At 69.5% G+C, this 22,665-nt stretch carries 24 protein-coding genes; 16 read left to right on the top strand and 8 right to left on the bottom strand.

The window, feature by feature from the left end:
• Positions 1–168: 168 nt before the first annotated feature.
• Positions 169–1,065 carry an EamA family transporter gene (locus QM772_RS07180; RefSeq protein WP_415139509.1) on the top strand — a complete coding sequence of 299 codons (897 nt, stop codon included), beginning with the start codon at positions 169–171 and terminating at the stop codon, positions 1,063–1,065.
• Between the two features lie 10 nt (positions 1,066–1,075).
• Here the strand turns inward: QM772_RS07180 and QM772_RS07175 are convergent, their stop codons facing one another.
• The 3 genes from QM772_RS07175 to thiD form a co-directional block, all read right to left on the bottom strand.
• The gene (locus QM772_RS07175) at positions 1,076–1,345 is read right to left on the bottom strand and encodes a hypothetical protein (RefSeq protein ID WP_415134968.1); all 270 of its coding nucleotides are present in this window, start codon (positions 1,343–1,345) and stop codon (positions 1,076–1,078) included.
• A gap of 161 nt (positions 1,346–1,506) precedes the next feature.
• Positions 1,507–2,814, bottom strand: coding sequence for a glutamate-1-semialdehyde 2,1-aminomutase (gene hemL, locus QM772_RS07170; protein WP_415134966.1), 1,308 nt, complete (start codon positions 2,812–2,814; stop codon positions 1,507–1,509).
• Entirely contained in the window at positions 2,798–3,736 is a 939-nt protein-coding gene (gene thiD / locus QM772_RS07165; RefSeq protein WP_415134964.1) for a bifunctional hydroxymethylpyrimidine kinase/phosphomethylpyrimidine kinase, read from the bottom strand. Before thiD ends, hemL begins: the two co-directional genes overlap by 17 nt.
• Before the next feature lie 118 nt (positions 3,737–3,854).
• On the opposite strand from thiD, the gene QM772_RS07160 reads away from it, so the two are divergent.
• From QM772_RS07160 to QM772_RS07105, 12 genes are all read left to right on the top strand, one after another.
• On the top strand, positions 3,855–4,007 hold the full coding sequence (locus tag QM772_RS07160; RefSeq protein WP_415134962.1) for a rubredoxin: 153 nt from the start codon (positions 3,855–3,857) through the stop codon (positions 4,005–4,007).
• Between the two features lie 75 nt (positions 4,008–4,082).
• A complete protein-coding gene (locus QM772_RS07155) occupies positions 4,083–4,454 on the top strand; it encodes a response regulator (RefSeq protein WP_415134960.1) in 372 nt (123 codons plus the stop codon).
• 15 nt (positions 4,455–4,469) lie between these two features.
• On the top strand, positions 4,470–4,835 hold the full coding sequence (locus tag QM772_RS07150; RefSeq protein WP_415134958.1) for a response regulator: 366 nt from the start codon (positions 4,470–4,472) through the stop codon (positions 4,833–4,835).
• Positions 4,836–4,841: 6 nt separating this feature from the next.
• Positions 4,842–5,375, top strand: a complete 534-nt coding sequence (locus QM772_RS07145; RefSeq protein WP_415134956.1) for a chemotaxis protein CheW — start codon at positions 4,842–4,844, stop codon at positions 5,373–5,375.
• A 23-nt stretch (positions 5,376–5,398) separates the two neighbouring features.
• A complete protein-coding gene (locus tag QM772_RS07140) occupies positions 5,399–7,654 on the top strand; it encodes a methyl-accepting chemotaxis protein (protein ID WP_415134954.1) in 2,256 nt (751 codons plus the stop codon).
• Positions 7,655–7,745: 91 nt separating this feature from the next.
• Positions 7,746–13,766 (top strand): Hpt domain-containing protein, encoded by a 6,021-nt coding sequence (locus QM772_RS07135; RefSeq protein WP_415134952.1) that lies wholly within the window; start codon positions 7,746–7,748, stop codon positions 13,764–13,766.
• A 201-nt stretch (positions 13,767–13,967) separates the two neighbouring features.
• On the top strand, positions 13,968–14,567 hold the full coding sequence (locus QM772_RS07130; RefSeq protein ID WP_415134950.1) for a YqgE/AlgH family protein: 600 nt from the start codon (positions 13,968–13,970) through the stop codon (positions 14,565–14,567).
• Entirely contained in the window at positions 14,564–14,983 is a 420-nt protein-coding gene (ruvX, locus tag QM772_RS07125; RefSeq protein WP_415134948.1) for a Holliday junction resolvase RuvX, read from the top strand. The genes QM772_RS07130 and ruvX overlap by 4 nt, the downstream gene beginning before the upstream one ends.
• The gene (gene pyrR, locus QM772_RS07120; RefSeq protein WP_415134946.1) at positions 14,980–15,492 is read left to right on the top strand and encodes a bifunctional pyr operon transcriptional regulator/uracil phosphoribosyltransferase PyrR; all 513 of its coding nucleotides are present in this window, start codon (positions 14,980–14,982) and stop codon (positions 15,490–15,492) included. The genes ruvX and pyrR overlap by 4 nt, the downstream gene beginning before the upstream one ends.
• A 5-nt stretch (positions 15,493–15,497) precedes the next feature.
• Entirely contained in the window at positions 15,498–16,460 is a 963-nt protein-coding gene (locus tag QM772_RS07115; protein ID WP_415134944.1) for an aspartate carbamoyltransferase catalytic subunit, read from the top strand.
• 73 nt (positions 16,461–16,533) lie between these two features.
• Positions 16,534–17,853, top strand: coding sequence for a dihydroorotase (locus tag QM772_RS07110; RefSeq protein WP_415134942.1), 1,320 nt, complete (start codon positions 16,534–16,536; stop codon positions 17,851–17,853).
• A 7-nt stretch (positions 17,854–17,860) separates the two neighbouring features.
• Positions 17,861–18,598: a lysophospholipid acyltransferase family protein gene (locus QM772_RS07105; protein ID WP_415134940.1), complete on the top strand. Its 738-nt coding sequence runs from the start codon at positions 17,861–17,863 to the stop codon at positions 18,596–18,598.
• Between the two features lie 65 nt (positions 18,599–18,663).
• Here QM772_RS07105 and QM772_RS07100 read toward each other — a convergent pair whose 3' ends face one another.
• The 3 genes from QM772_RS07100 to QM772_RS07090 all read right to left on the bottom strand — a co-directional run bounded on the left by QM772_RS07100 (position 18,664) and on the right by QM772_RS07090 (position 20,785).
• Positions 18,664–19,428, bottom strand: a complete 765-nt coding sequence (locus QM772_RS07100) for a hypothetical protein (RefSeq protein WP_415134938.1) — start codon at positions 19,426–19,428, stop codon at positions 18,664–18,666.
• Between the two features lie 356 nt (positions 19,429–19,784).
• On the bottom strand, positions 19,785–20,231 hold the full coding sequence (locus QM772_RS07095) for a pilin (RefSeq protein ID WP_415134936.1): 447 nt from the start codon (positions 20,229–20,231) through the stop codon (positions 19,785–19,787).
• 356 nt (positions 20,232–20,587) lie between these two features.
• Positions 20,588–20,785: a hypothetical protein gene (locus QM772_RS07090; protein WP_415134934.1), complete on the bottom strand. Its 198-nt coding sequence runs from the start codon at positions 20,783–20,785 to the stop codon at positions 20,588–20,590.
• A 23-nt stretch (positions 20,786–20,808) separates the two neighbouring features.
• Here QM772_RS07090 and QM772_RS07085 point away from each other — a divergent pair, with 23 nt between their 5' ends.
• Both QM772_RS07085 and QM772_RS07080 read left to right on the top strand, forming a co-directional pair.
• The gene (locus tag QM772_RS07085; RefSeq protein ID WP_415134932.1) at positions 20,809–21,141 is read left to right on the top strand and encodes a transcriptional regulator; all 333 of its coding nucleotides are present in this window, start codon (positions 20,809–20,811) and stop codon (positions 21,139–21,141) included.
• Entirely contained in the window at positions 21,113–21,379 is a 267-nt protein-coding gene (locus QM772_RS07080; protein ID WP_415134930.1) for a BrnA antitoxin family protein, read from the top strand. The genes QM772_RS07085 and QM772_RS07080 overlap by 29 nt, the downstream gene beginning before the upstream one ends.
• A 126-nt stretch (positions 21,380–21,505) precedes the next feature.
• Here the strand turns inward: QM772_RS07080 and QM772_RS07075 are convergent, their stop codons facing one another.
• Together QM772_RS07075 and QM772_RS07070 are read right to left on the bottom strand one after the other, a co-directional pair.
• On the bottom strand, positions 21,506–21,862 hold the full coding sequence (locus tag QM772_RS07075; protein ID WP_415134928.1) for a BrnA antitoxin family protein: 357 nt from the start codon (positions 21,860–21,862) through the stop codon (positions 21,506–21,508).
• 79 nt (positions 21,863–21,941) lie between these two features.
• Positions 21,942–22,115, bottom strand: a complete 174-nt coding sequence (locus QM772_RS07070; protein WP_415134926.1) for a BrnT family toxin — start codon at positions 22,113–22,115, stop codon at positions 21,942–21,944.
• A 68-nt stretch (positions 22,116–22,183) separates the two neighbouring features.
• Between QM772_RS07070 and QM772_RS07065 the strand changes: the two genes are divergently transcribed.
• Positions 22,184–22,651: a hypothetical protein gene (locus QM772_RS07065; protein WP_415134924.1), complete on the top strand. Its 468-nt coding sequence runs from the start codon at positions 22,184–22,186 to the stop codon at positions 22,649–22,651.
• Positions 22,652–22,665: the final 14 nt, after the last annotated feature.

Here is a 22,665-nt window from a genome sequence, read left to right as displayed (position 1 = left end):
ACTCGCTGCGCGATGTTGCGCGCTCCCCCCTCCAGGGGGCGGCGCCGCTGGCCGGTGCAAGCCCGGCCAGGGCGCCTGCTGGCGCGGCCTGCTCCGCGGCCTTTCGCGTCTTTCGGCTTTTCGCCGCTTTCGGCAACGGACACCGCCAGCTGAAGGGGCGTTGCCTTGGTGACCTGGCGCCACTGGCTGCTGGCGCTGGCCGTGATGGCGGTGTGGGGCAGCAACTTCGTGGTCATCAAGTGGGGGCTGGCCGAGCTGCCGCCGTTTCTGCTGGCCACGCTGCGCTTCGCGCTGGCGGCGGTGCCGCTGGTGTTCGTGTTGCCGCGCCCGCCGGTCAGTTGGGGCAACCTGGCGGCTTATGGGCTGCTGATCGGGGTGGGGCAGTTCGGGCTGCTGTTTCTGGCCATGCGTGGCCTCATCTCGCCCGGGCTGGCCTCGCTGGTGGTGCAGCTGCAGGCGTTCTTCACCATGGGGCTGGCGCTGCTGCTGGCGGGCGAGCAGCCGCGCCGCTACCAGCTGGTGGCGGTGGGCATCGCGCTGGCGGGCATGGGCGTGATCGCCTTCCACGCCGGCGGCGACACCACCGTGGCCGGCCTGCTGCTGGTGGCGCTGGCCGGCTTCTGCTGGGCGGCGGGCAACATGGTCAGCCGGGCGGCGGCGCGCGGCGGCGCGCCGGTGAACATGGTGGCCTATGTGGTCTGGTCCAGCCTGTTCGCGGTGCCGCCGCTGCTGGTGCTGTCGCTCGGGCTGGAGGGCTGGCCGCGCATCGTGCACGGCCTGGCGCATGCCAGTGGGGGCGCCTGGGCCTCGGTGGCGTGGCAGGCCTGGGGCAATTCGGTGCTGGGCTACGGCGCCTGGGCCTGGCTGCTGGGGCGCTATCCGGCGGCCAGCATCGCGCCGATGTCGCTGCTGGTGCCGGTGTTCGGCATGGGCGCCTCCGCCTGGCTGCTGGCCGAGCCGCTGCCGCCCTGGAAGCTGGCCGCGGCGGCGCTGGTGCTGCTGGGGTTGGCGCTGAACGCGGGCTGGCCCGCGCTGCGCGCACGGCTGCGCGGCGCGGCCTGGTGAGCGCCCATCGTCAGCTGCAGCGCGCGGGGTAGAGCGAGCAGTTCACGCCGCGGCTGTCGAAGCGGTCGCCGCTCGACTTCCAGTCGTCGTCGCTTTTCTGCGCGGAATCCTTGGGCACCAGGTGCGAAAGGTCGATGGGCTTGCTGGATTCGGATGCCGGCGCGGCCGCCCTGGCGGCGCGCTGCGAGGTGCTGGCCTTCTCGGGCTGCGGCGCCTGGGCCTGCTGGGCGTGGGCGGCGGCACCGACGAGCAGCGCCAGGAGGATCAGGGACTTTTTCATTGGTTAGCTTTCCTTCGCGGGCGAGGATAGCAACTCCGCGCGGCGCTGGATACATCCTGTAGCCGCTCGGCTGCGCACTATTTCGCGCTGGGCCGGCCCGCCGCAGGATTTAGAGTCAAAAAGGCCGTTTTCGCAGGCGGGACAAGCGCCAGCAGCTATTTTTAAGATAGCAAGCGGAAAGCCTCGGCGGCGGCGGCCACGGTGGCGTCGATGTCGTCCTCGCTGTGCGCCGCGCTGACGAAGCCGGCCTCGTACAGCGCCGGGGCGATGTAGACGCCGCGCGCCAGCAGGCCGTGGAACAGGGTGTTGAAGCGTGCGCCGTCGCTCTGCATCACCTGCGGGTAGTTCTGCGGCAGCTCGGGCAGCAGGAAGAAGCCGAACATGCCGCCTTCGCAGTCGGCCGAGAAGGGCACGCCGGCGGCGCGCGCGGCGGCGGAGAGGCCGTCCACCAGCCGGCGGGTCTTGGCCGACAGCGCTTCGAAGAAGCCGGGCTGGCGCAGCGCGCGCAGCGTGGCCAGGCCGCAGGCGGTGGCCACGGGGTTGCCGCTCAGCGTGCCGGCCTGATAGACCGGGCCCAGCGGCGCCAGCTGCTCCATTACCGCGCGCTTGCCGCCGAAGGCCGCCAGCGGCATGCCGCCGCCGATGACCTTGCCCATCACCGTCAGGTCGGGCTCGAAGCCGGGGATGGCGCGGGCGTGCAGGCTCTGCGCGCTGCCCAGCGCCACGCGGCAGCCGGTCATGACCTCGTCGTAGATCAGCAGCGCGCCGTGCCGGCTGCACAGTTCGCGGCAGCGGCGCACGAACGCGGTGCTGGCGCGCACGAAGTTCATGTTGCCGGCGATCGGCTCGATGATCAGGCCCGCGATGTCGGGCCCGTGCAGGGCGAAGGCTTCTTCGAGCTGCGCGACGTGGTTGTATTCGAGCACCAGGGTGTGCTGCACCACCTCGGGCGGCACGCCGGCGCTGGTGGGGTTGCCGAAGGTCGCCAGGCCGGAGCCGGCCTTGACCAGCAGCGCGTCGGCGTGGCCGTGGTAGCAGCCCTCGAACTTGACGATCTTGCTGCGCCCGGTGGCGCCCCGCGCCAGGCGGATGGCGCTCATGCCCGCCTCGGTGCCGGAGGAGACCAGGCGCAGCATCTCCATGCTGGGCACCAGGGCGAGGATTTCCTCCGCCAGCTCGATCTCGCGCTCGGTCGGCGCGCCGTAGGACAGGCCCTCGGCGGCGGCTTTGGTCACCGCCTCCAGCACGGCCGGGTGGCCGTGGCCCAGGATCATCGGGCCCCAGGAGCCGATGTAGTCGATGTAGCGCTGGCCCTCGGCGTCCCACATGTAGGCGCCCTGCGCGCGGGCGATGAAGCGTGGCGTGCCGCCGACGGCGCGGAAGGCCCGCACGGGCGAGTTGACGCCGCCGGGAATGACCTGGCGGGCGCGCGCCATCAGCGCGTCGTTGCGATCAGTGCTTGGTTTCATTGAAGGGGGCGGGGATGTCGAGGGGGCTGGAGCCATCGGTGTCGGAACCTGGGCCGTCGTCAGTCGCGGCCCAGAACAGGCGGTCGGCCACGGCGCGGCCCATGCCGGGGCGGAAGCCGTGGTCCAGCGTCTGGTCGAGATATTGCAGCGCCTCGGCGGTGGCCTCGGTCAGCTCGGAGCCGGTGGCCAGCAGGGCCGCCAGCGCCGCCGACAGGATGTCGCCGGCGCCGACGAAGGCGGCGTCGATGCGCTCGAAGCTCTGGCTGGCCAGCTCGGCCTGCGGCGAGGCCAGCACGTTGCCGACCTGGTCGCCGGCCTGCGGCATGCCGGTCACCAGCACGTAGGGCACGCCCAGCTCGGCCGCGGCGCGCGCCAGGTCGGTGGCGCGCGCGTGCCGCTTGGTGGCCGACTCGGGCAGCAGCCAGTGGCGCAGCGTGGTGTTGTTGCCCACCAGCACCGCCGTCTGGGGCAGCAGCAGCTCGCGGAAGGCGTCCAGGTAGGCGTCGATCTCGTGGTCGGTCCACCAGGACAGGTCGGGCATGTAGGCGATCAGCGGCACCGTGGGGTAGTCGGACGCGAACGCGGCCACGGCGGCCAGCGATTCGGCGCTGCCCACGAAGCCGACCTTGATGGTGTGCACGGGCACGTCCTCGGCCACCAGGCGCGCCTGCTCGGCCACGGCGCCGTCGTCCAGGGCCGCGTGGCCCACGGTCTCGCGGCTGTCGCGCAGGTAAGTGCCGGTCACCACCGGCAGCGCATGGGCGCCGATGGAGGCGATCACCAGCGCGTCGCTGCCCAGGCCGCCGGCGCCGACCGGGTCGTTGGCGTTGAAGCTGAGCACGCACGGCAGCGTGTCGTCATCCACCATCGACTCGGAAGTGTCGCTATCGCGCGACGACTGGTCTGCGTCGGGGTGGGTCATCGGGCTGAAATAACACGGAAGGATGCGACAAAGTGCCGGGTCATCGAATCACCCGCCGATACAATCAATTGCACTTGAGGGGTGTGCAACTTAAGCTGTAAAAAACGTGAAAACATGGATGTGTCTGATTTGCGGCTGGCTCTATGACGAAGCCGAGGGGGCACCCGAGCATGGTATCGCGCCGGGAACGTCCTGGGAGCAGGTGCCCATGAACTGGACCTGCCCCGAGTGCGGGGCGAGGAAGGAAGATTTCGAGATGGTGCAGATCTGACCCACGGGATCGATCTGACCTTCATGCGTATCAACGGGAAGGCGCGCTTGCGCGTCCTGAGTCGAGAGGATTTCGATGGGATCGAAAAAGGTGCTGGTGATCGACGACAGCAACACCATTCGGCGCAGCGCCGAGATTTTCCTCAAGCAGGGTGGCCACGAGGTCATGCTGGCGGAGGACGGGTTCGATGCGCTCGCGAAGGTCAACGACGCGGCGCCCGACCTGATCTTCTGCGACATCCTGATGCCGCGCCTGGACGGCTACCAGACCTGCGCGATCATCAAGCGCAACGAGAAGTTCGCGGGCACGCCGGTGGTGATGCTGTCGTCCAAGGACGGCGTGTTCGACAAGGCGCGTGGCCGCATGGTGGGCTCCCAGGATTACCTGACCAAGCCGTTCACCAAGGATCAACTGCTGCAGGCCGTGCAGCAATTCAGTGTCGCTTAAACAAGGAGCCGAGCCATGCCGATCCGCAACGTGCTGATCGTTGATGATTCCAAGACGGAATTGATGTACCTGAGCGAGATGCTCAAGAAGGCGGGCTTCGCCGTGAGCACCGCCGAGAACGCCGAGGATGCGCAGCGGCGCCTGGAGCAGGCCAAGCCCGACCTCATCCTCATGGACGTGGTGATGCCCGGCCAGAACGGTTTCCAGCTGACGCGCGCGCTGTCGCGCGACCCGCGCTACGCGGAGGTGCCGATCATCATGTGCACCAGCAAGAACCAGGAAACGGACCGCGTCTGGGGCATGCGCCAAGGGGCGCGCGACTACGTCACCAAGCCGGTCGATCAGACCGAACTGATGAGCAAGATCAAGGCGCTCGGCTGATCCGGCATGTCCAGTAAGAAAAAAGCTCTCCGCGAGTTCCAGAACCGGCTGGCGCAGCGCCTGCAGTCGGCGCGTACGACCGGCACGGCGGCGTCGTGGCTGGCGGTCGAGGCGGGGGCGTCGCACCTGCTGTTTCCGCTCGGTCACGCGGGCGAGATCTTCTCCTGGACCGACGTCCAGAGGGTGCCGTACGCGCGGCCCTGGTTCCTGGGTGTCGCCAATTTGCGCGGCGGCCTCCATGGCGTGATCGACCTGGGGTCGTTTCTCCAGGGGGGGGGCAGCCGCCCGCGCGGCGAAAATGAACTGGCGCAATGCCGCATGGTGGCGCTCAACCCGCTGCTGGACATCAACTGTGCTCTGCTGGTCGATCGGCTGCTGGGGCTGCGCACGACGGAGGCTTTCGCAACCTCTTCGTCCGCGGGCAATGGCGCGCCTGGCTACTTTGGCCACGTTTACACCGACCTCGAAGGTCGTCAATGGCAGGAACTCAACCTGCAGGTTCTTTCGCAGCACCAGGCGTTCCTGGGCATCGGTGCGTAACTCTCGTCACTCAAGGTCATACCATGGCACTAGCTGATCAACTCTCCGGCCTGTTCAAGAAAAAGCCGCAAGACCCGGGCACCGAGGGTGGCGAGACCGTCACGCAGGAGTCCAGCCAGATGGGCGGCGGCTTCGACACTCGCGCCATGGGGGACAGCACGTTGATAGCGTCCGTGCTCGACGATGGCAAGGAAGATGTGCTGCTGGTGAGCAACAACGACGCGTTCGCGGTGCCGCTGCTCGGCACGCGCGGCGCGGCGCAGCACCAGCGGATCCTGTCGATTCTTTTGGCGGCGGCGCTGGTGGTGCTGGCTGCGATGGTGTATTGGACGGTGTCGCAGGCGGACCGGACGGCCTTGCAGGTGGGGGCCACGGGGCAGTCGCTGATGCAGTCGCAGCGCCTGGCCAAGTCGGTGTCGCAGGCGCTGATCGGCAGTCCGGAGGCGTTCGCGGAAGTCAAGGAAAGCGTGCAGTCCCTGGCGCGAGACGTTCGCAGTCTGCAAAACGGCGGCGGCAGTGCGCCGGAGCTGGGCGGCGCGTATGCGGCCGAGATCGGCAAGATCGTGCCGATGGTCGATCGCGCCGAGAAGAACGCCGCCATGGTGCTGGAGCAGCAGCAGACGCTGACCCAGGTCGGGAGCGGCCTGCGCACGGTCAGCCGGCAATCCTCCGACTTGCTGGAAGTGGCGGAAACGGTGTCCTCGCTCAAGCTGCAACAAGGCGCGCCGTCCGCCGAGATCGCCGCCACGGGCCAGCTGGTGATGTTGACGCAGCGCATCGGCAAGTCGGCCAACGAGTTCCTGACCATGGAGGGTGTGAGCCCCGAGGCCGTGTTCCTGCTGGGCAAGGATCTGAACTCGTTCAAGGAGATCGCGGAGGGCCTGCTCAAAGGTAGCCAGGATCTGCGGCTTTCCCCCGTGCGCGATGACCAGACGCGCGAGCGCTTGACCGCGCTGCTCAAGATGTACGAGGAGACGCGCGCGCAGGCCGGCGGCATCCTGGGCAACCTCCAGGGGCTGGTTTCCGCCCGCGAGGCGCAGGCCGCCATCGTGGCCGACAGCGAGCCGTTGCGCAAGGATCTGGAAGCGTTGCAGAGCCGCCTGGCCAACGAGACCGGGCTCGGTTTTGGCAATCTGCTGCTGCTGCTGATTCCCGCGGCCATCGCGCTGCTGTCCGCCGTGGGGCTGGCCTACGTGCAACTGCGCGACAGCCGCCAGCGCCAGACCGTCGCCGAGCAGCAGCGCCACACGGCCGAGCAGCAGCAGCACGAAGCCAAGCGCGTGAACGACGCCAACCAGGCCGCCATTCTGAGGCTGATGAACGAGTTGCAGACGGTGGCCGAGGGCGACCTGACGCAGGAGGCCACCGTGACCGAGGACATCACCGGCGCCATCGCCGACTCGGTGAACTACACGGTGGAGGAACTGCGCTCCCTGGTGGGCAACGTGCAGAGCACGGCCACGCGCGTGGCGCAGACCACGTCGAAGGTGGAGACCACTTCGACCGAACTGCTGGCCACCTCCACCGAACAGCTGCGCGAGATTCGCGAAACCGGCCAGTCGGTGCTGGACATGGCGGCCCGCATCAACGACGTGTCGGCGCAGGCGCAGGAATCCGCCACGGTGGCGCGCCAGTCGTTGCAGGCCGCCGAGTCGGGGTTGACGGCGGTGCAGAACGCCATCGGCGGCATGAACTCGATCCGCGACCAGATTCAGGAAACCTCCAAGCGGATCAAGCGCCTGGGCGAGTCCTCGCAGGAGATCGGCGAGATCACCGAGCTGATCGCGGACATCACGGAACAGACCAACGTGCTGGCGCTGAACGCAGCCATCCAGGCCGCCTCCGCCGGCGAGGCCGGGCGCGGCTTCTCGGTGGTGGCGGAAGAAGTGCAGCGTCTGGCCGAGCGCTCCGGCGACGCCACGCGCCAGATCGCCGCGCTGGTGAAGGCCATTCAAACCGACACGCAGGATGCGGTGGCCGCCATGGAGCGCTCGACCCAGGGCGTGGTCGAGGGCGCGCGCCTGTCCGACAACGCCGGTACCGCGCTGACCGAGATCGACAGCGTGTCGCGCCGGCTGGCCGAACTGATCGAGCAGATTTCCGCCTCGGCTTCCAAGGAAGCGGCGCAGGCCAACCAGGTGGCCGGCAACATCCAGCACATCTTCGCCGTGACGGAGCAGACCGGCGAGAGCACCCGTACCACGGCGACCCAGGTGCGCGAACTCGCGCGCATGGCGGATGAATTGCGCCAGTCGGTGGCCCGATTCAAGATTGCGTGACGCGGGTCGCGACAGACCGTGCGCAACGGCGCTGCGACCGGGCATGAGGGGTGCCCGATGAACGAATACAGTTTCTGGAGCACTTGAAGCCATGGTCACGAGCCATCAAGCCGATGCCCGCGCGGACGCCGCGGCGAATGCCGGAGACCTCGGGCCGCTGGCTTGGGTTCTGGATGAAACCCGCAAATCCATCGAGTCGGCGAGCAAGTCGCTGAAGCGTTTTGCGCACGAGTCGGAAGCCGCGCGCGGCGTGGACGTTGCTTCCGTTGACGCCAGCCAGCTCCGGCTGGCCCGGCAGCAGCTACACCAGGCCGTCGGCGCGCTGGAGATGGTGGGCCATCCGGTCGCCGCCCAGGTGGTGCGAGGCATGGAGGCCGCCGTGCAGCAGCTGGTGCTGCACCCGGAGAAGTGCAGCGAGTCCGCCGTCGCCACGCTGGAGCGTGCCGGGTTTGCGCTGGTGGATTACCTGGAAAGCCAGTTGAACGGGCGCGGGCGCTCCGCTCTCGGGCTGTTCCCGCAGTTCAGGCAGGTGCAGGAGATGGCCGGCGCGGACCGCGTTCACCCCGCGGACCTGTGGGACGGCGTCTGGCGCTGGAGCGATCCCGCCACGCCGCCTTCGTCGCATCCGCTGGCCTACGGGGCTGACGTGCGCGCGCGGATGGACCAGCGGGTGCTCAAGATCATGCGGCACGCCGACAGCAACGCTGCGGCCGAGCTGACGGTCATCAGCCAGGGGCTGGCGGCGGCCGAGACGGCCCGTCAGCCGGCCATCTTCTGGAAGCTGTGCGCCGGCTTCTTCCAGGCCCTGGCGCAAAAACTGGTGCCGACGGACATCTACGCCAAGCGGGCATCTTCGCGCGTGCTGTTGCAGTACGCGGCCCTGGCGCGCGGCGAGAAGGCCGTTTCCGAGCGATTGGCGCTGGACTTGCTGTTCTTCTGCGCGCAGGCGCGTGCGTTCGCCGACAGCGCCGCGCCCGTGCTGGCGGCCGTTCGCCGCGCCTGGGGACTGAGCCGCCACGTCCCGTCGGATTACGAGCAGCCGGCCTTCGGCCTCTACGATCCGGCCGTGCTGGCGCAGGCGCGCCGCCGCGTCGAGGCGGTGAAGGAGAACTGGTCCGCGCTGGCGGGCGGCGATCTGGCGCGCCTGAAAGCCTGCGTCAGCCAGTTCGGCCTGGTGACCGAGTCGCTGGACAAGCTGCATGAAAAGGGCAAGCCCTTGTCCGATGCGCTGGGCCGCGTGGCCGCCCAGGTGGGGCAGTCCGGCCGGGCGCCGAGTCCGGAGCTGGCCATGGAGACGGCCACCGCCGTGCTGTTCCTGGAGGCGTCGTTCGCCGACTTCCAGCCGGGCGACGCGCAGTTCACGTCCCGCATGCAGCAACTGGCCGATCGGCTGGACAGCGTGCGCGGCGGCGCCTCGGCGCCCGCGCTGGAACCCTGGATGGAGGAGCTGTACCGCAGCGTCAGCGACCGCCAGACCATGGGCACGGTGGTGGGCGAGCTGCGCACCACGCTGGGCGAGGTCGAGCAGCATCTCGACCAGTTCTTCCGCAACCCGGCCGACAAGTCCGCACTGACGCCGGTTCCGGCCCGGATGTCCCAGATGCGGGGCGTGCTCTCCGTGCTCGGCCTCGACCAGGCCGCGCTGGCGGTGGGCCGCATGAGCGAGGCGCTCGACGATCTGCTGGCTTCCGAGGCATCTCCCGAGGACATCCAGGCTTCGGGCACCTTCGACCGCATCGGCAACAGCCTGGGCGCGCTGGGCTTCCAGATCGACATGATGAGCTACCAGCCGATGCTGGCGCGCAAGCTGTTCGTCTACGACACCGACTCGGGCGAACTGCGCCACGTGGCCGGCCGGGTGGAGCCCGGCGAGGCCGAGGAGAAGGCGGCAGCGGGCGCCCAGGGCGGTATCGACATGGAGTTCGATCTCGACCTGGGCGAGCCGCAGGCACCGGCGCAGACGGCGGACTTGCTGGATGGCGACCTGTCGGCCGAGACGCTGCCCGGGCAGTTGGAGCAGATCGCGGCGCTGGCGGCGATCGACGAGCGGCCGGCGCTGGCCGAAGCCGCCAATCGCGCGGCCGAAGCCGCCCGCGATCAGGACGCGGAGCGCTTGAGCGGCGCGCTCGAAGAGCTGCATGCCGCCGCGCAGCCCGTGGTGGCCACGCCGGAGCCTGTGCCCGCCGATGACGGCCAGGCGCTGGACGGCGAAGACGACCTGTTGGATATCTTCCTCGAAGAGGCGCGGGAAGTCGTGCAGACGGGCCGCCAGGCCCTGCAGGCGCTCCGGCAGGAGCCCGGCGACCTCGAGCAGCAGACCACGCTGCGCCGTGCCTTCCACACCCTCAAGGGCAGCTCGCGCATGGTCGGGTTGACCGAATTCGGCGAAGCCGCCTGGTCGATGGAGCAACTGCTCAATGCCTGGCTGGCCGAGCAGAGGCCGATGAGCGACGACGCGCGCGGCCTGGCCGAGGAGGCGATGGACGGCTTCGAGCGCTGGATCGAGGACGTCGCGGGCCAGCGTGCCGGCCATTGGCGCGCGGCACCGTTCCGCGAAGCGGCCGATGCGCTGCGCATGCAGGGGCAGCGGTGGCCTCTCGCCAGCGTGCTGGCAGGCGAAGCACCCACTGCCGGGGCTGCGCCGCAGGACGACTCGGCGGAGGCTGACGTGCCGCTGGCGGAGGCCGTAACCCTGGGTGAGGCATCTGAAGCACCCCGCGCCGGCGCCGCGGAATCGACGCCGCCGCCGGCCCTGATGAACATCGAGCTGCCCGACCTGGAATTGCCGGCGGCCGATCCCGCACCTGAGGTGCTGGAGCTCGACCTCAGCCAGTTCGAGGACGCGGCGCCTGAGCACGCCGCCGCGTCGGGAGCGAATGCCGCGGACGCTGAAGCCCCGGGGTCCGCATCCGCGATCGAGTTGCTGGAGCTTGATCTGAACGGCCGGGGTTTCGACGATGCGCCTGAGCAGTCGGGCGCCGCCGTGGAAGTTGCCGATGCCGGAGAGCTCAGCGGCGAACTGCTGGCCGAGTTCCAGGCGTCCGGGCAGCCGCATCTTCACGAGGCGCCCGAGGCCGAGCTGCACCACGAAGCGTTGCCGAACGACGCGGGGGGCGAGTCCGGCGGCGAGGTGTTGGCGCTCGATCTGGACGAGTTCGACTTCGCCACCAGCGAGGCCGACGGCGTCCCCGGTGCCGAGAGGCCCGTCGCGGACGACGAGCACTACAAGCAGATCGGCGATCTGCGCATCAGCACGCCGCTCTACAACGTCTACCTCAACGAGGCGGACGAATGGTCGCGCCAGTTGATGACCGAGCTGTCCGAGTGGGCGCTCGAACTCGATCGCCCTGTGCCCGAACTCGCCATCGCCCGCGCGCATTCGCTGGCCGGTAGCTCGGCGACGGTGGGCTTCGCGGCTTTGTCCGAGACGGCTCGCGCGGTGGAGCACGCCCTGCAGCGGCTGGCCGGCCAATCCGGCGGAGCCTCGGCGCAGGTGCAATTGCTGGGCGATGCCGCGGAGGACATCCGGCGCGTGCTGCACCAGTTCGCGGCGGGCATGCTGAAGCAGCCGGACGCCTCGATTCTGGCGGCCGTGCAGGCCATCGAGCCGATTGAAACGCAGCCCGCGGAAGACAAGCCGGTGGTGGCGGCAGCCGCGTCCGCGCCGGCCGTGCCCGTGTCGGATGCCGCCGCCTCGGCCACGCTGGAGCACCGCGGCGTCGGCGAGGACATCGACGTGGTCGATGCCGTCGATCCGGACCTGTTCCCGATCTTCGAAGAAGAAGCGCAGGAACTGCTGCCGCAGCTCAGTGCCGCGATGCGGCAGTGGGCGGGCCGTCCGGACGACCGGGGCGCGCGCGGCGAGGTGTTGCGTGCGCTGCACACGCTCAAGGGCAGTGCGCGCCTGGCCGGCGCCTTGCGCCTGGGCGAGATGGCGCACCGGACCGAATCGGCCATCGAGCTGATCGGCACCGAGCAGGTGGGCGCCGCGGACGTCGAGCCTCTTCTGGACTACCTCGACGAACTGCTGGGCACCTTCCGCAAGCTGCAGGACGGCGGCGTCGGCCTGGCCAGCGTCGGCGCGGAGCAGGCGCCCGAGCCCTTGCCGTCCGTGTCCGAGGCGCCGCCCCTGGCGGCGCAGTTGTCCGACCCGGTCGCCAGCGCCGAGCCGGCTGCCGCGCAGGCGCTTCTGGCGCGGGGCGATGTGGCCCAGCCGGCGGCCCTGTCCCTGGTGACGGCGAGAGCCGCGGCCAGCCAGGCGGTGCGCGTGCGCTCGCAGCTGCTCGACCGGCTGGTGAACCAGGCCGGCGAGGTGATCACCTCGCGCGCGCGTCTGGAGGTCGAGATCCGTCACCTGCGCTCGTCGCTCAGCGACCTCACGGGCAACCTGGAACGCTTGCGGCAGCAACTGCGCGACGTGGAGCTGCAGGCGGAGACGCAGATGCAGTCGCGCCTGGCCCAATCGAAGGACTCGCAGCAGAACTTCGACCCGCTGGAGTTCGACCGCTTCACGCGCATGCAGGAGCTGACGCGCATGATGGCCGAGTCGGTGAACGACGTGGCCACCGTCCAGCGCAACCTGCAGCGCGCCCTGGACGCCAGCGAAGACGGCCTCGCGGCCCAGGCCCGGCAGTCGCGCGAACTCCAGCGCGACCTGCTGCGCACGCGCATGGTGGAGTTCGAGAGCATCTCCGAGCGGCTCTACCGCGTGGTCCGTCAGGCATCCAAGGAGACCAACAAGCAGGTGCGCCTGGACATCGTCGGCGGCTCCATCGAAATGGACCGCGGCATCCTGGAGCGGATGACGCCGGCGTTCGAGCACTTGCTGCGCAATTGCGTGGTGCACGGCATCGAGGGCCAGGCGGCGCGGACCATGCGCGGCAAGGACCTGGCCGGCCAGATCGCCATCGAGGTGCATCAGGCCGGCAACGACGTCTCGATCGAGTTCCGCGACGACGGCGCGGGCCTGAACCTGGCCCGCATCCGCGAGCGCGCGCTGCAGCTCGGGCTGATCACGCCCGAGCAGGCGCTGACCGACGCGGAAGTGCGCAACCTGGTGTTCATGCCCGGCTTCTCCACCGCCACCGAGGTGACCGAACTGGCCGGACGCGGCGTCGGCATGGACGTGGTGCGCACCGAGGTGCAGTCCATCGGCGGCCGCATCGAGACCGATTCGGCCGAGGGCAAGGGCTCGTCCTTCCGCCTGGTGCTGCCGCTGACCACCGCGGTGACCCACGTGGTCATGGTGCGCGCCGGCGGCCTGGCGGTCGGCGTGCCCTCCAGCCTGGTCGAGATCGTGCAGCGCGTGCCCGAGGCCGAACTGAAGGCCGCATACGAAAGCGGCATTCACCGCTTCGGCGACGAGGACGTGCCGTTCCACTGGACCGGCGCCCTGCTCCAGAGCTCCGCGCGCAGCACCGAGCCGCCCGCCCGCACCACGCCGGTGGTGATCTTCCGCTCCGCCAGCCAGCGCATCGCCGTCCACGTGGACGAGGTGCTCGGCAACCAGGAAGTGGTGGTGAAGGCGCTCGGGCCGCAACTGGCGCGCCTGCCCGGCCTGGTGGCGATGACGGCGCTGGCTTCCGGCGCCGTGGCCCTGATCTACAACCCGGTGGCCCTGGCCTCGGTGTATGGCGCGCAGGCCCGTGCGCTGGCCGTGCAGGCGGCCGCCGCGCCGCGGGCGCCGGACGTGCCCGTCGCCGACACGGTCGCGCCACGTTCCGATATCCCGCTGGTGCTGGTGGTGGACGACTCGATCACCGTGCGCCGCGTCACCCAGCGCCTGCTGCAGCGCGAGGGCTACCGCGTGGCGCTGGCGGCCGACGGGCTGCAAGGGCTGGAGCGGCTGCAGGCCGAGCGCCCGGCGGTGGTGCTGTCGGACATCGAGATGCCGCGCATGGACGGCTTCGACTTCGTGCGCAACATCCGCGCCGACGCGCGGCTGCACGACCTGCCGGTGATCATGATCACCTCGCGCATCGCCACCAAGCACCGTGACCACGCACGCGAGCTGGGGGTGGACCACTACCTCGGCAAGCCGTACTCGGAAGACGAGCTGCTCGGCCTGATCAAGAACTACGTGCGCGCTTCGGCCGCCAGCGCGGCGGGTTGACGGCGCCGCGCGCGGTGAGTGGCCCGAGGCGACGCCGGGCCAACCCTCGCGCGCGTCGCATCCCTGGGCTCGGGCGGCCTGCCGCGTTGAAAATCCTCGCGATACCGCCCGGTATCGCTGCGGTTTTCGCCTTGCAGTCCATCCCGATCCAGGGCGCGTCGCATCGCGGAGGCTTGCCTGGCGTCGCCTAAAATCCGGGCCATGGCCGACGCAGCGCAGTCCATCAACCTGACGAACCACTTCCTCATCGCCATGCCGGGCATGGAGGACGACACGTTCGCCCGCAGCGTGGTCTACGTGTGCGAGCACAGCGAGCGCGGCGCGCTCGGCCTCATCATCAACAAGCCGGGCGACATCAGCCTGGCCGACCTGTTCCAGCGGGTCGATCTGCCGCTGCAGCGCAAGGACCTCGGCGTGCAGCCGGTGTTCCGCGGAGGGCCGTTGCAAGCCGAGCGCGGCTTCGTGCTGCACGACCCCGTGACGGCCGAGGGCTTGCAGTCCGACCAGTCGATCTACGCCTCCACCCTGGCCGTGCCCGGCGGGCTGGAGATGACCACCTCCAAGGACGTGCTGGAGGCGCTGTCCTCCGGCGGCGGCCCGCGCCGCGTGCTGATCACGCTGGGCTATTCGTCCTGGGCCGAGGGCCAGCTCGAATCCGAGATCGCGCGCAACAGCTGGCTCACCGTGGATGCCGACGCCGACGTGGTCTTCGACGCCCCCGTGGCCGACCGCTACGCCCGCGCGCTGCGCCTGCTGGGCCTCGAAGCCTGGATGCTCGCGCCCGACGCGGGGCATGCATGAGCGTCGCTGCACCTGTGCACGACGTTCCGGCGCGCTTCGGCAGCTTCCTGGCCTTCGACTTCGGACTCAAGCGCACCGGCGTGGCCGTGGGCAACCGGCTCACGCGCAGCGCCACGCCGCAGGGCACCATCCGCGCCGAGGGCGACGCGCGCTGGGCGCCGCTGGCCGCGCGCATCGCCGAATGGCAGCCCGACGCGCTGGTGGTGGGCGTGCCCTTCCACCCCGACGGCGCCGCGCACGAGAACACCCGCCGCGCGCAGCGCTTCGCGCGCCAGCTGCGCGCGCGCTTCGGCCTGCCGGTGTACGAAGTGGACGAGCGCTACAGCACCACCGAGGCGCACGCCGCCGGCGCGCGCGACGCGGACGCGGCGGCGGCCGCCATCATCCTGGAGCAGTTCCTGAGGAGTCTTCCATGAGTTCACTGGCGCTCGACGCCGAGGCCCTGTACGCCGAGCTGCTGCGCGGCGTGCGCCCGCTGCTGGCGGCCGGCACGCGCCTGGTCGGCATCGTCTCCGGCGGCCAGTGGCTGGCCGAGCGCGTGCAGGCCGACCTGGGCCTGCCGGGCCAGTCGGGGGCCATCTCGTCGGCCATGCACCGCGACGACTATGCCAAGCGCGGCCTCTCGGCCAGCGGCCAGACCACGCTGCCGTTCGACGTCGAGGGCGCCGACATCCTGCTGCTCGACGACGTGCTCTACACCGGCCGCACCGTGCGCGCCGTGGTCAACGAGCTGTTCGACTACGGCCGCCCGGCGCGCGTGCGGCTGGCCGTGCTGGTGGACCGCGGCGGCCGCCAATTGCCGGTGGCGGCTGAATATGCGGCCGCCCGCGTGGCGCTGCCGGCCGCGCAGTCGCTGCGGCTGGCGCGCGGCGAGGGCGGCGCTTTCAGCTTCAGCATCAACCCAGACACCAACCAAGAGGGGTAAGGCACGTGCTGGCCCGACGCAACCCGCAACTTAACCAGCATGGCGAGCTGGTCCACCTGCTCTCCACCGAGGGGCTGCCGCGCGACATGCTCACGCACATCCTCGACACCGCCGCGCAGTTCGTCAGCGTGAGCGACCGCGAGGTCAAGAAGGTGCCGCTGCTGCGCGGCAAGAGCGTGTTCAACCTGTTCTTCGAGAACTCCACGCGCACGCGCACCACCTTCGACATCGCCGCCACGCGCCTGTCGGCCGACGTGTACACGCTGGACATCGCGCGCTCGTCCACCGCCAAGGGCGAATCGCTGCTGGACACCGTGGCCAACCTGAGCGCCATGGCGGCCGACATCTTCGTCGTGCGCCACGGCGAGAGCGGCGCGCCCTACCTGCTGGCGCAGCACGTGGCGCCGCACGTGCACGTGGTCAACGCCGGCGACGGCCGGCACGCGCACCCCACGCAGGGGCTGCTCGACATGTACACCATCCGCCACTACAAGAAGGACTTCTCCAACCTGGTGGTGGCCATCGTGGGCGACGTGCTGCACTCGCGCGTGGCGCGCTCCGACATCCACGCCCTCACCACGCTCGGCGCGGCCGAGGTGCGCGTGGTCGGCCCCAGAACCCTGGTGCCGGGCGACCTGGCGCCGATGGGTGTGCGCGTGTGCCACACGCTGGAGGAGGGCATCAGGGATGCCGACGTGGTCATCATGCTGCGCCTTCAGAACGAGCGCATGAGCGGCGCGCTGCTGCCCTCCAGCCAGGAGTTCTTCCAGAGCTTCGGCCTCACGCCCGAGAAGCTGCGCTGGGCCAGGCCCGACGCCATCGTCATGCACCCCGGCCCCATCAACCGCGGCGTGGAGATCGACTCGCAGGTGGTCGACGGCGGGCAGAGCGTGATCCTGCCGCAGGTCACCTTCGGCATCGCCGTGCGCATGGCAGTCCTGAGCATCGTCGCCAGCCATGAAGCATGAGCTACTCACTACTGAATCAATAGCTGCCAGCGCTTGCTGGACGGGCGCTAGAGCCATATTTTATTCATAAACCATGAAGACCCTGATCGAGCAAGGCCGCGTGATCGACCCCGCCAGCGGGCGCGACGAACTGGCCGACGTGGCCGTGGCGGCCGGCCGCATCGTCGGCATCGGGCGGCTGCCGGCCGGCTTCGCGCCCAGCCGCCGCATCGACGCGCGCGGCTGCTGGGTGCTGCCCGGCCTGGTGGACCTGGCCGCGCGCCTGCGCGAGCCCGGCCACGAGCACGCCCGCATGCTGGAGAGCGAGATGGCCGCCGCCGTGGCCGGCGGCGTCACCGCCCTGGTCTGCCCGCCCGACACCGACCCGGTGCTCGACGAGCCCGGCCTGGTCGAGATGCTCAAGACCCGCGCCGAGCGCCTGCACCAGGCGCGCGTGTTCCCGCAGGGCGCGCTCACCCGCGGCCTCAAGGGCGAGGTGCTGACCGAGATGGGCCAGCTCACCGCCGCCGGCTGCGTGGCCTTCGGCCAGGCCGAGGTGCCGCTGGTCAACACCCAGGTCTTGCAGCGCGCATTGCAGTACGCCAGCACCTTCGGCCACGCCGTATGGCTGCGCCCGCAAGACCCGTGGCTGGGCGGCGGCGTGGCCGCCAGCGGCCCGCTGGCGATGCGCATGGGCCTGTCGGGCGTGCCGGCCACGGCCGAGACGATCGCGCTGCACACGCTGTTCGAGCTGCTGCGCGCCATGGGCGGCGGCGAGAAGGCAGCAGGAGGCCCGCGCGTGCACCTGTGCCGCCTGTCCAGCGCGGCCGGCGTCGATTTGCTGCGCCAGGCCAAGGCGCAGGGCCTGAACGTCACCGCCGACGTCAGCATCAACTCCCTGCACCTGATCGACCACGACATCGGCTACTACGACAGCAGCGCGCGCCTGCAACCGCCGCTGCGCCAGCAGCGCGACCGCGACGCGCTGCAAGCCGCGTTGGCCGACGGCACCATCGACGCCCTGGTGTCCGACCACGCGCCGGTCGAGCCCGACGCCAAGCAACTGCCCTTCGCCGAGGCCGAGCCCGGCGCCACCGGGCTGGAGCTGCTGCTGCCGCTGGCGCTGAAGTGGGGGCAGGGCGCGGGCGGCCCGGGCGTGGCGCGCGCGCTGCAAGCCGTCACCGAATCGCCGGCACGCGTGCTGGGCGGCGCGCTCGGCACCTTGCAGGCCAGCTGCGGCCGGCTGGCCGAGGGCGGCGCGGCCGACCTGTGCGTGTTCGACCCCGCCGCGCACTGGCAGGTCACGCCCCAGGCGCTGCGCAGCCAGGGCAAGCACACGCCCTTCGCCGGGCTGGAGCTGGCGGGCCGCGTGCGCTGCACGCTGGTGGGCGGGCACCTCGCGCACGGCGCGTGAAGGCGCCATGAAGGCGCTGACCGCGCTCTGGCTGGTGCTGCGCGGCATCGCGCACCTGGCGGCGGGCTGGTGGACCATCCGCACGCGCTTCCCGCGCATGACGCAGGCCGAGCGCGAGGCCCGCGTGCAGCGGTGGGCGCGCGATTTCCTGACGCTGTGGCGCATCGACCTCGAAGTGCGCGGCCAGCCGCCCGCGCACGGCCCGCTGCTGCTGGTCGCCAACCACATCTCCTGGCTCGACATCCTGGTGCTGCACGCGGCGGGCTTCTGCCGCTTCGTCGCCAAGTCCGACGTGCGGCGCTGGCCGGTGATCGGCATGCTCGCCACCGGCGCCGGCACGCTGTACATCCAGCGCGAATCGCGCCGCGACGCGCTGCGCGTGGTGCACCACATGCGCGACGCGCTGCTGCGCGGCGAGGTGGTGGCCGTGTTCCCCGAGGGCACCACCAGCGACGGCACCGTGCTGCTGCCGTTCCACGCCAACCTGATCCAGGCGGCGGTCTCGGCCCACGCGCCAGCGCTGCCGGTGGCGCTGCAATTCATCGACGGCCGCACCGGCCGGCCCAGCCTGGCGCCCATCTACATCGGCGACCAGACGCTGGTCGGCTCCATCTGGCGCACGCTCACCACCCCCGGCACCCGCGCCGTGGTCAGCTACGGCCAGCCGCAGCCGCCCGAAGGGCGCGAGCGGCGCGCCTGGGCGGCCGAGCTGCGCGCCGCCGTGGCGGCGCTGCGCGGCCCATGATTGCTATTGAATAAATAGCTTTCGGCGCTTTACTGGCGGGCGCTACAGGCCGATTTGGCCTGTAGTCAAAACCCATCCACAGCCGCATGCCCCACCAGCCGCCCATCGGCATCCAGCAGCGCCACCCAGTCCTTGGTGCTGCTGCTGGTCAGCGGCAGGTAGAACAGCCTGTCCGGGGCGGTGCCGGCGGCTGCTCCGCGCAGCGCCTCGGCATCCCGTGGGCGGCGGGCCATCAGCTCGGGCAGCGGCTTGGCGCGCGCCTTCAGGTCGGCGCGGGCATCGTCCCACGGCAGCCACCAGCCCGGCTGCGCGGCGGGCGACCAGCCGGCCAGGCCGCGCTGCACGCTGTCCATCAACTCGGCGCCGTCGGCGGCGCGGCGCGTGCCCACCTGTAGCACGCCCCACCACGGCAGGCGGCGCAGGCCCGGCGGGGCGTTGGGCAGGTCGGCCACGTCCACCTCGTTGGCCGTCGCCACCACCAGCCGGTCCACCTCGAAGGCCAGCACCGCCGGGCGCGCCACCCACACGCTGTGCAGCCCGTAGGCCAGCGCCAGCGCCTGGATCAGCCCGATCAACCCAAGATCCAGCCAACGCTCGCGCCGCGACTTGCGCGGGCTGGCGACGACCAGCGTCAGCAGCGGGCCGCACACCACGTCCACCGCCAGCACCAGCAGAAAGATCGGCCCCACGCCCAGCATGGCGCGGTAGGGCGGCGGGTACAGCAGGCCGAAGACGAGGGCGGCGGTCAGCAGTACGACCACCAGGCAGATGCCCAGGTGGCGCAGGGCGTAGCGGGTGGCGAAGGGGAGGCGAGAGAAGGAAGATTTCATCCAAGGTGATTATTCATGGAAAACATTTGGAGTATATTGAAGTGGCAATGGTTGCCGCACACACAGCCCACGTAGACCACACTAATTTCTTCGTTTCACCTACCAGTTTCTCATTGGTTTTTCGATGAGACTCTGCTATTTTTACGGACATGACGGCCTCAATGAAAGGAAACTCACTTTCATTATTGGTTGGATTATTATTGAGGCGGTTCAAAAGATCCGCTTCCGATGCGTTCAAGTATTCACATGCACAAGGCTTGCTCTTTCTGGTAGAAAAATCATTCATTATTTTATAACCAAGCGATTTAATACAAAAAGGGCCACAGATGTGGCCCTTTTGCTTGTGCTAGGCAGAATTAGGCACGGCACTCTGCGGGACGATATTTCGCCTCCACGGTACCAGTCGTGCAAACCCACGAAATACGTCCCTCAGGCACGGTAGACGTAGTGGCCGTACCCCCGGCGAAAGCGCCATTGTTGTCGCTCGGAACGAAGATCACCGTACCGTCGCCTGCACGAGCAGTGGTCGTCGCTGTGATTGCTCCGGTAGCCTCATCGATGGCAATGGACGCCAGATTGGGCGTTGCGCTCGGTGCAACCCAGCCGCTCGCATAGTTTTTGCCGTTGGCAGCATTTTCAGCAACAGCAGTTTTCGCGGCTGACGCACCGACCAGCGCTTCCGACACGCGGGCGCGCACGGTGTAATCCTGATAAGCCGGCAGCGCCACGGCCGCCAGAATACCGATGATCGCCACCACGATCATCAGTTCGATCAGGGTGAAACCTTTTTGCAGCTTTTTCATGTCAATGTCCTTCAGAGTAAAAAGAGGTTGAACCTTTGGAGACTCACGTTCTGTGCGTCGCCGCACGCCCTTTCTGTCTGCACCGGGTGTGCCAGTGGGCGGGTCACCGTCTTTTCGTGACATATCTGGCAGGCCGGCCCTGCAAGCCGGCGTTTTGTCGCGTGCCACGGGCGACAGGGCGCCGCCGCTGTCGCCTTCTGGGCGCGACAGAGGAGCGGGGTGTGGAGGCGTCGCGCTGGGCGCGCGACAGGGGCGTTCAGCCCAGGCGCTTTTGCAGGCGCGCCATCAGGTCCATGCGCTGATGCAGGATGGCGAGGATCAGTGTCGGGCGGCCGGGGCGATGCACGCCGAAGACGTCATGCCGCGCCGGTTTCGCGGATCACTTCTTCGGCGATTTCAACGGCGCTCAAGGCCGAGACCTCATTCCGCTCGCCGTCGGCCAAGCGTGTGAGCAGCAGCGCTTTGAGCTCCTGCGGGGCCTGCGCCTCGTTGCAGGGGCGCGGCCTTGTCAGCCGGTTGCTGGATGGCCTGGACGTTGCCTCGTTGCGGTCCATGTTATTCGATGTACAATAATAAGATGCTGACCGTGATCGAAACTGAAGAATTTATCGCATGGGCAGCCAGAGTGTGGTCTGACGAAGAGCGCGAAGAGTTCATCGGCTGGATCGCCCAGAACCCGGATGCGGGCGATGTGATGCCGGGGGCAACGCCTTTGCGCAAAGTGCGCTGGTCGCGTGCAGGCATGGGCAAACGTGGCGGCGCGCGGGTGATCTATTTCAACTATGCCGATGACGGAGTGGTGGTCTTGCTCTTGGTGTATGCCAAGGCCAAGTTCGACAACATCAGTTCCCATGTACTCAAGGCCATCAAGGAGAAGTTCGATGCCAAGTACCAAAACCCAAGACCCTGAAATGAGCGAGTTCGAGGCCGCATTGCTGCGCAGCGTCGATCAGGCCCTGCGCGGCGAAGGCCGCGTGCACACGCCCGAGCAGATCATGGCTCGGCGCGCTGGCGGCCGTCCGCGCCAGGAGGTGCACAAGCAGCCGGTGACGCTGCGGCTCGACCCGGACGTGCTGGCGCGCTGGCGTGCCTCGGGCAAGGGCTGGCAGACGCGCGCGGCGCAGGCGCTAGCGGCGATGGCGCCTTGAGGTGGGGGGCGACGGTGACCGCGGTCAGCCGGGACTGGTGATTTTTCTCCGCCATTCATGCGGAGATTGGGCGCTCGATTCACCGCAGCGGCAAGCCAGCGGCGGTGCGTCTTTCAGGCGGCTGGCTCACGCCGGGTCGTGCGTGCGCAGCCAGTCCTTCAGCGCTTCGTCGATGCGCGTCTGCCAGCCGGGGCCGGTGGCGCGGAAGGCGGCGGAAACTTCGGGCGACAGGCGGATGGTGGTGGCCACCTTGGTGGGCGCTTTTTGCGGCCCGCGCTCGCCCCGGCGGCGGCGGATGGCCAGCAGGCCTTGATAGACCTCGGGCGGCAGCGCCTCGCTGGCCGGGCGGGCGCGGGCGAACCAGGCGTCGTCCAGCTCGGGCGCGTCGGGGTCGGCGGCGATGCCGGCGTTGATGCGGGCGTCTTCTTCGGGGGTGGGCAGTTCGACCAGGCGGCCGGAGCGGGTTTTAAGCGTTGCGGACATAGGTGCGTACCTCGCGTTCGTTGGCCTTGCGCAGGCTGATGAGGCGCAAAGCGTTTCCGCGCAGAGTGAAGGTGAGTACCTACAAACGCGCGCCGACCAGACCGGTGGCCCGCCAGCGCGTTTCGCCGTAGCTTCTACGGGCATCGACTTCGAGCTGCGCGGTTTCCCACTCGAAGTCGTCCGCCGCGCTGAACCAGACGCCGTGCTTGGCCACGTTGGCAGCCAGTTTGGCGGGGTCGAATTCGTAGCGCATACTTTGATTGTAATAACGATCAAATAAAACGCAAGGCGCGCGGCAAGCAGGTCACTAGAATTTGCCGCATGCAGCCCGCCGAACCGCTTTATCCCATCAGCCTGAACACGGCCGCCGTGCTGACGGGGCGCAGCATGCGCACCTGGCAGCGCCGCATCGAGGAAGGGCTGGTGCCGCGCCTGGGCGATGGGCGCGGGGCGCTGGTGCCGTTCGCGGCGGTGCGGCCGGCGCTGGCGGTGGATTTGTCGGACGAGGACGTTCAGATGCTGGTGCGCGCCGACCAGGGCGAGGCGGCGGCGCAGGCCGACGTGGGCGCGCTGTTCGCGCTGGCGGCGCTGAAGGAAAAAGAAGCGCCCGCGGGCCGCAAGGCCGCTTCTGCCCTGCAATCTCGGGGGGGGGGGGGGGGGGCAGCATCATACCGGCGCTGCACTTCCTCACGCAAGCGGCGGAGCGCGGCGAGGCGGATGCGATGCACTGGCTGGGCCTGCTGCACGCCGCCGGCCTGTGCGAGGGTGACGGCCGCGCGCTGGCGCTGATGTGGATCGCCAAG

The organism is Ottowia sp., from assembly GCF_047601385.1.
Classification (GTDB): domain Bacteria; phylum Pseudomonadota; class Gammaproteobacteria; order Burkholderiales; family Burkholderiaceae_C; genus Ottowia.
This window is presented reverse-complemented; position numbering and strand designations above follow the sequence as displayed.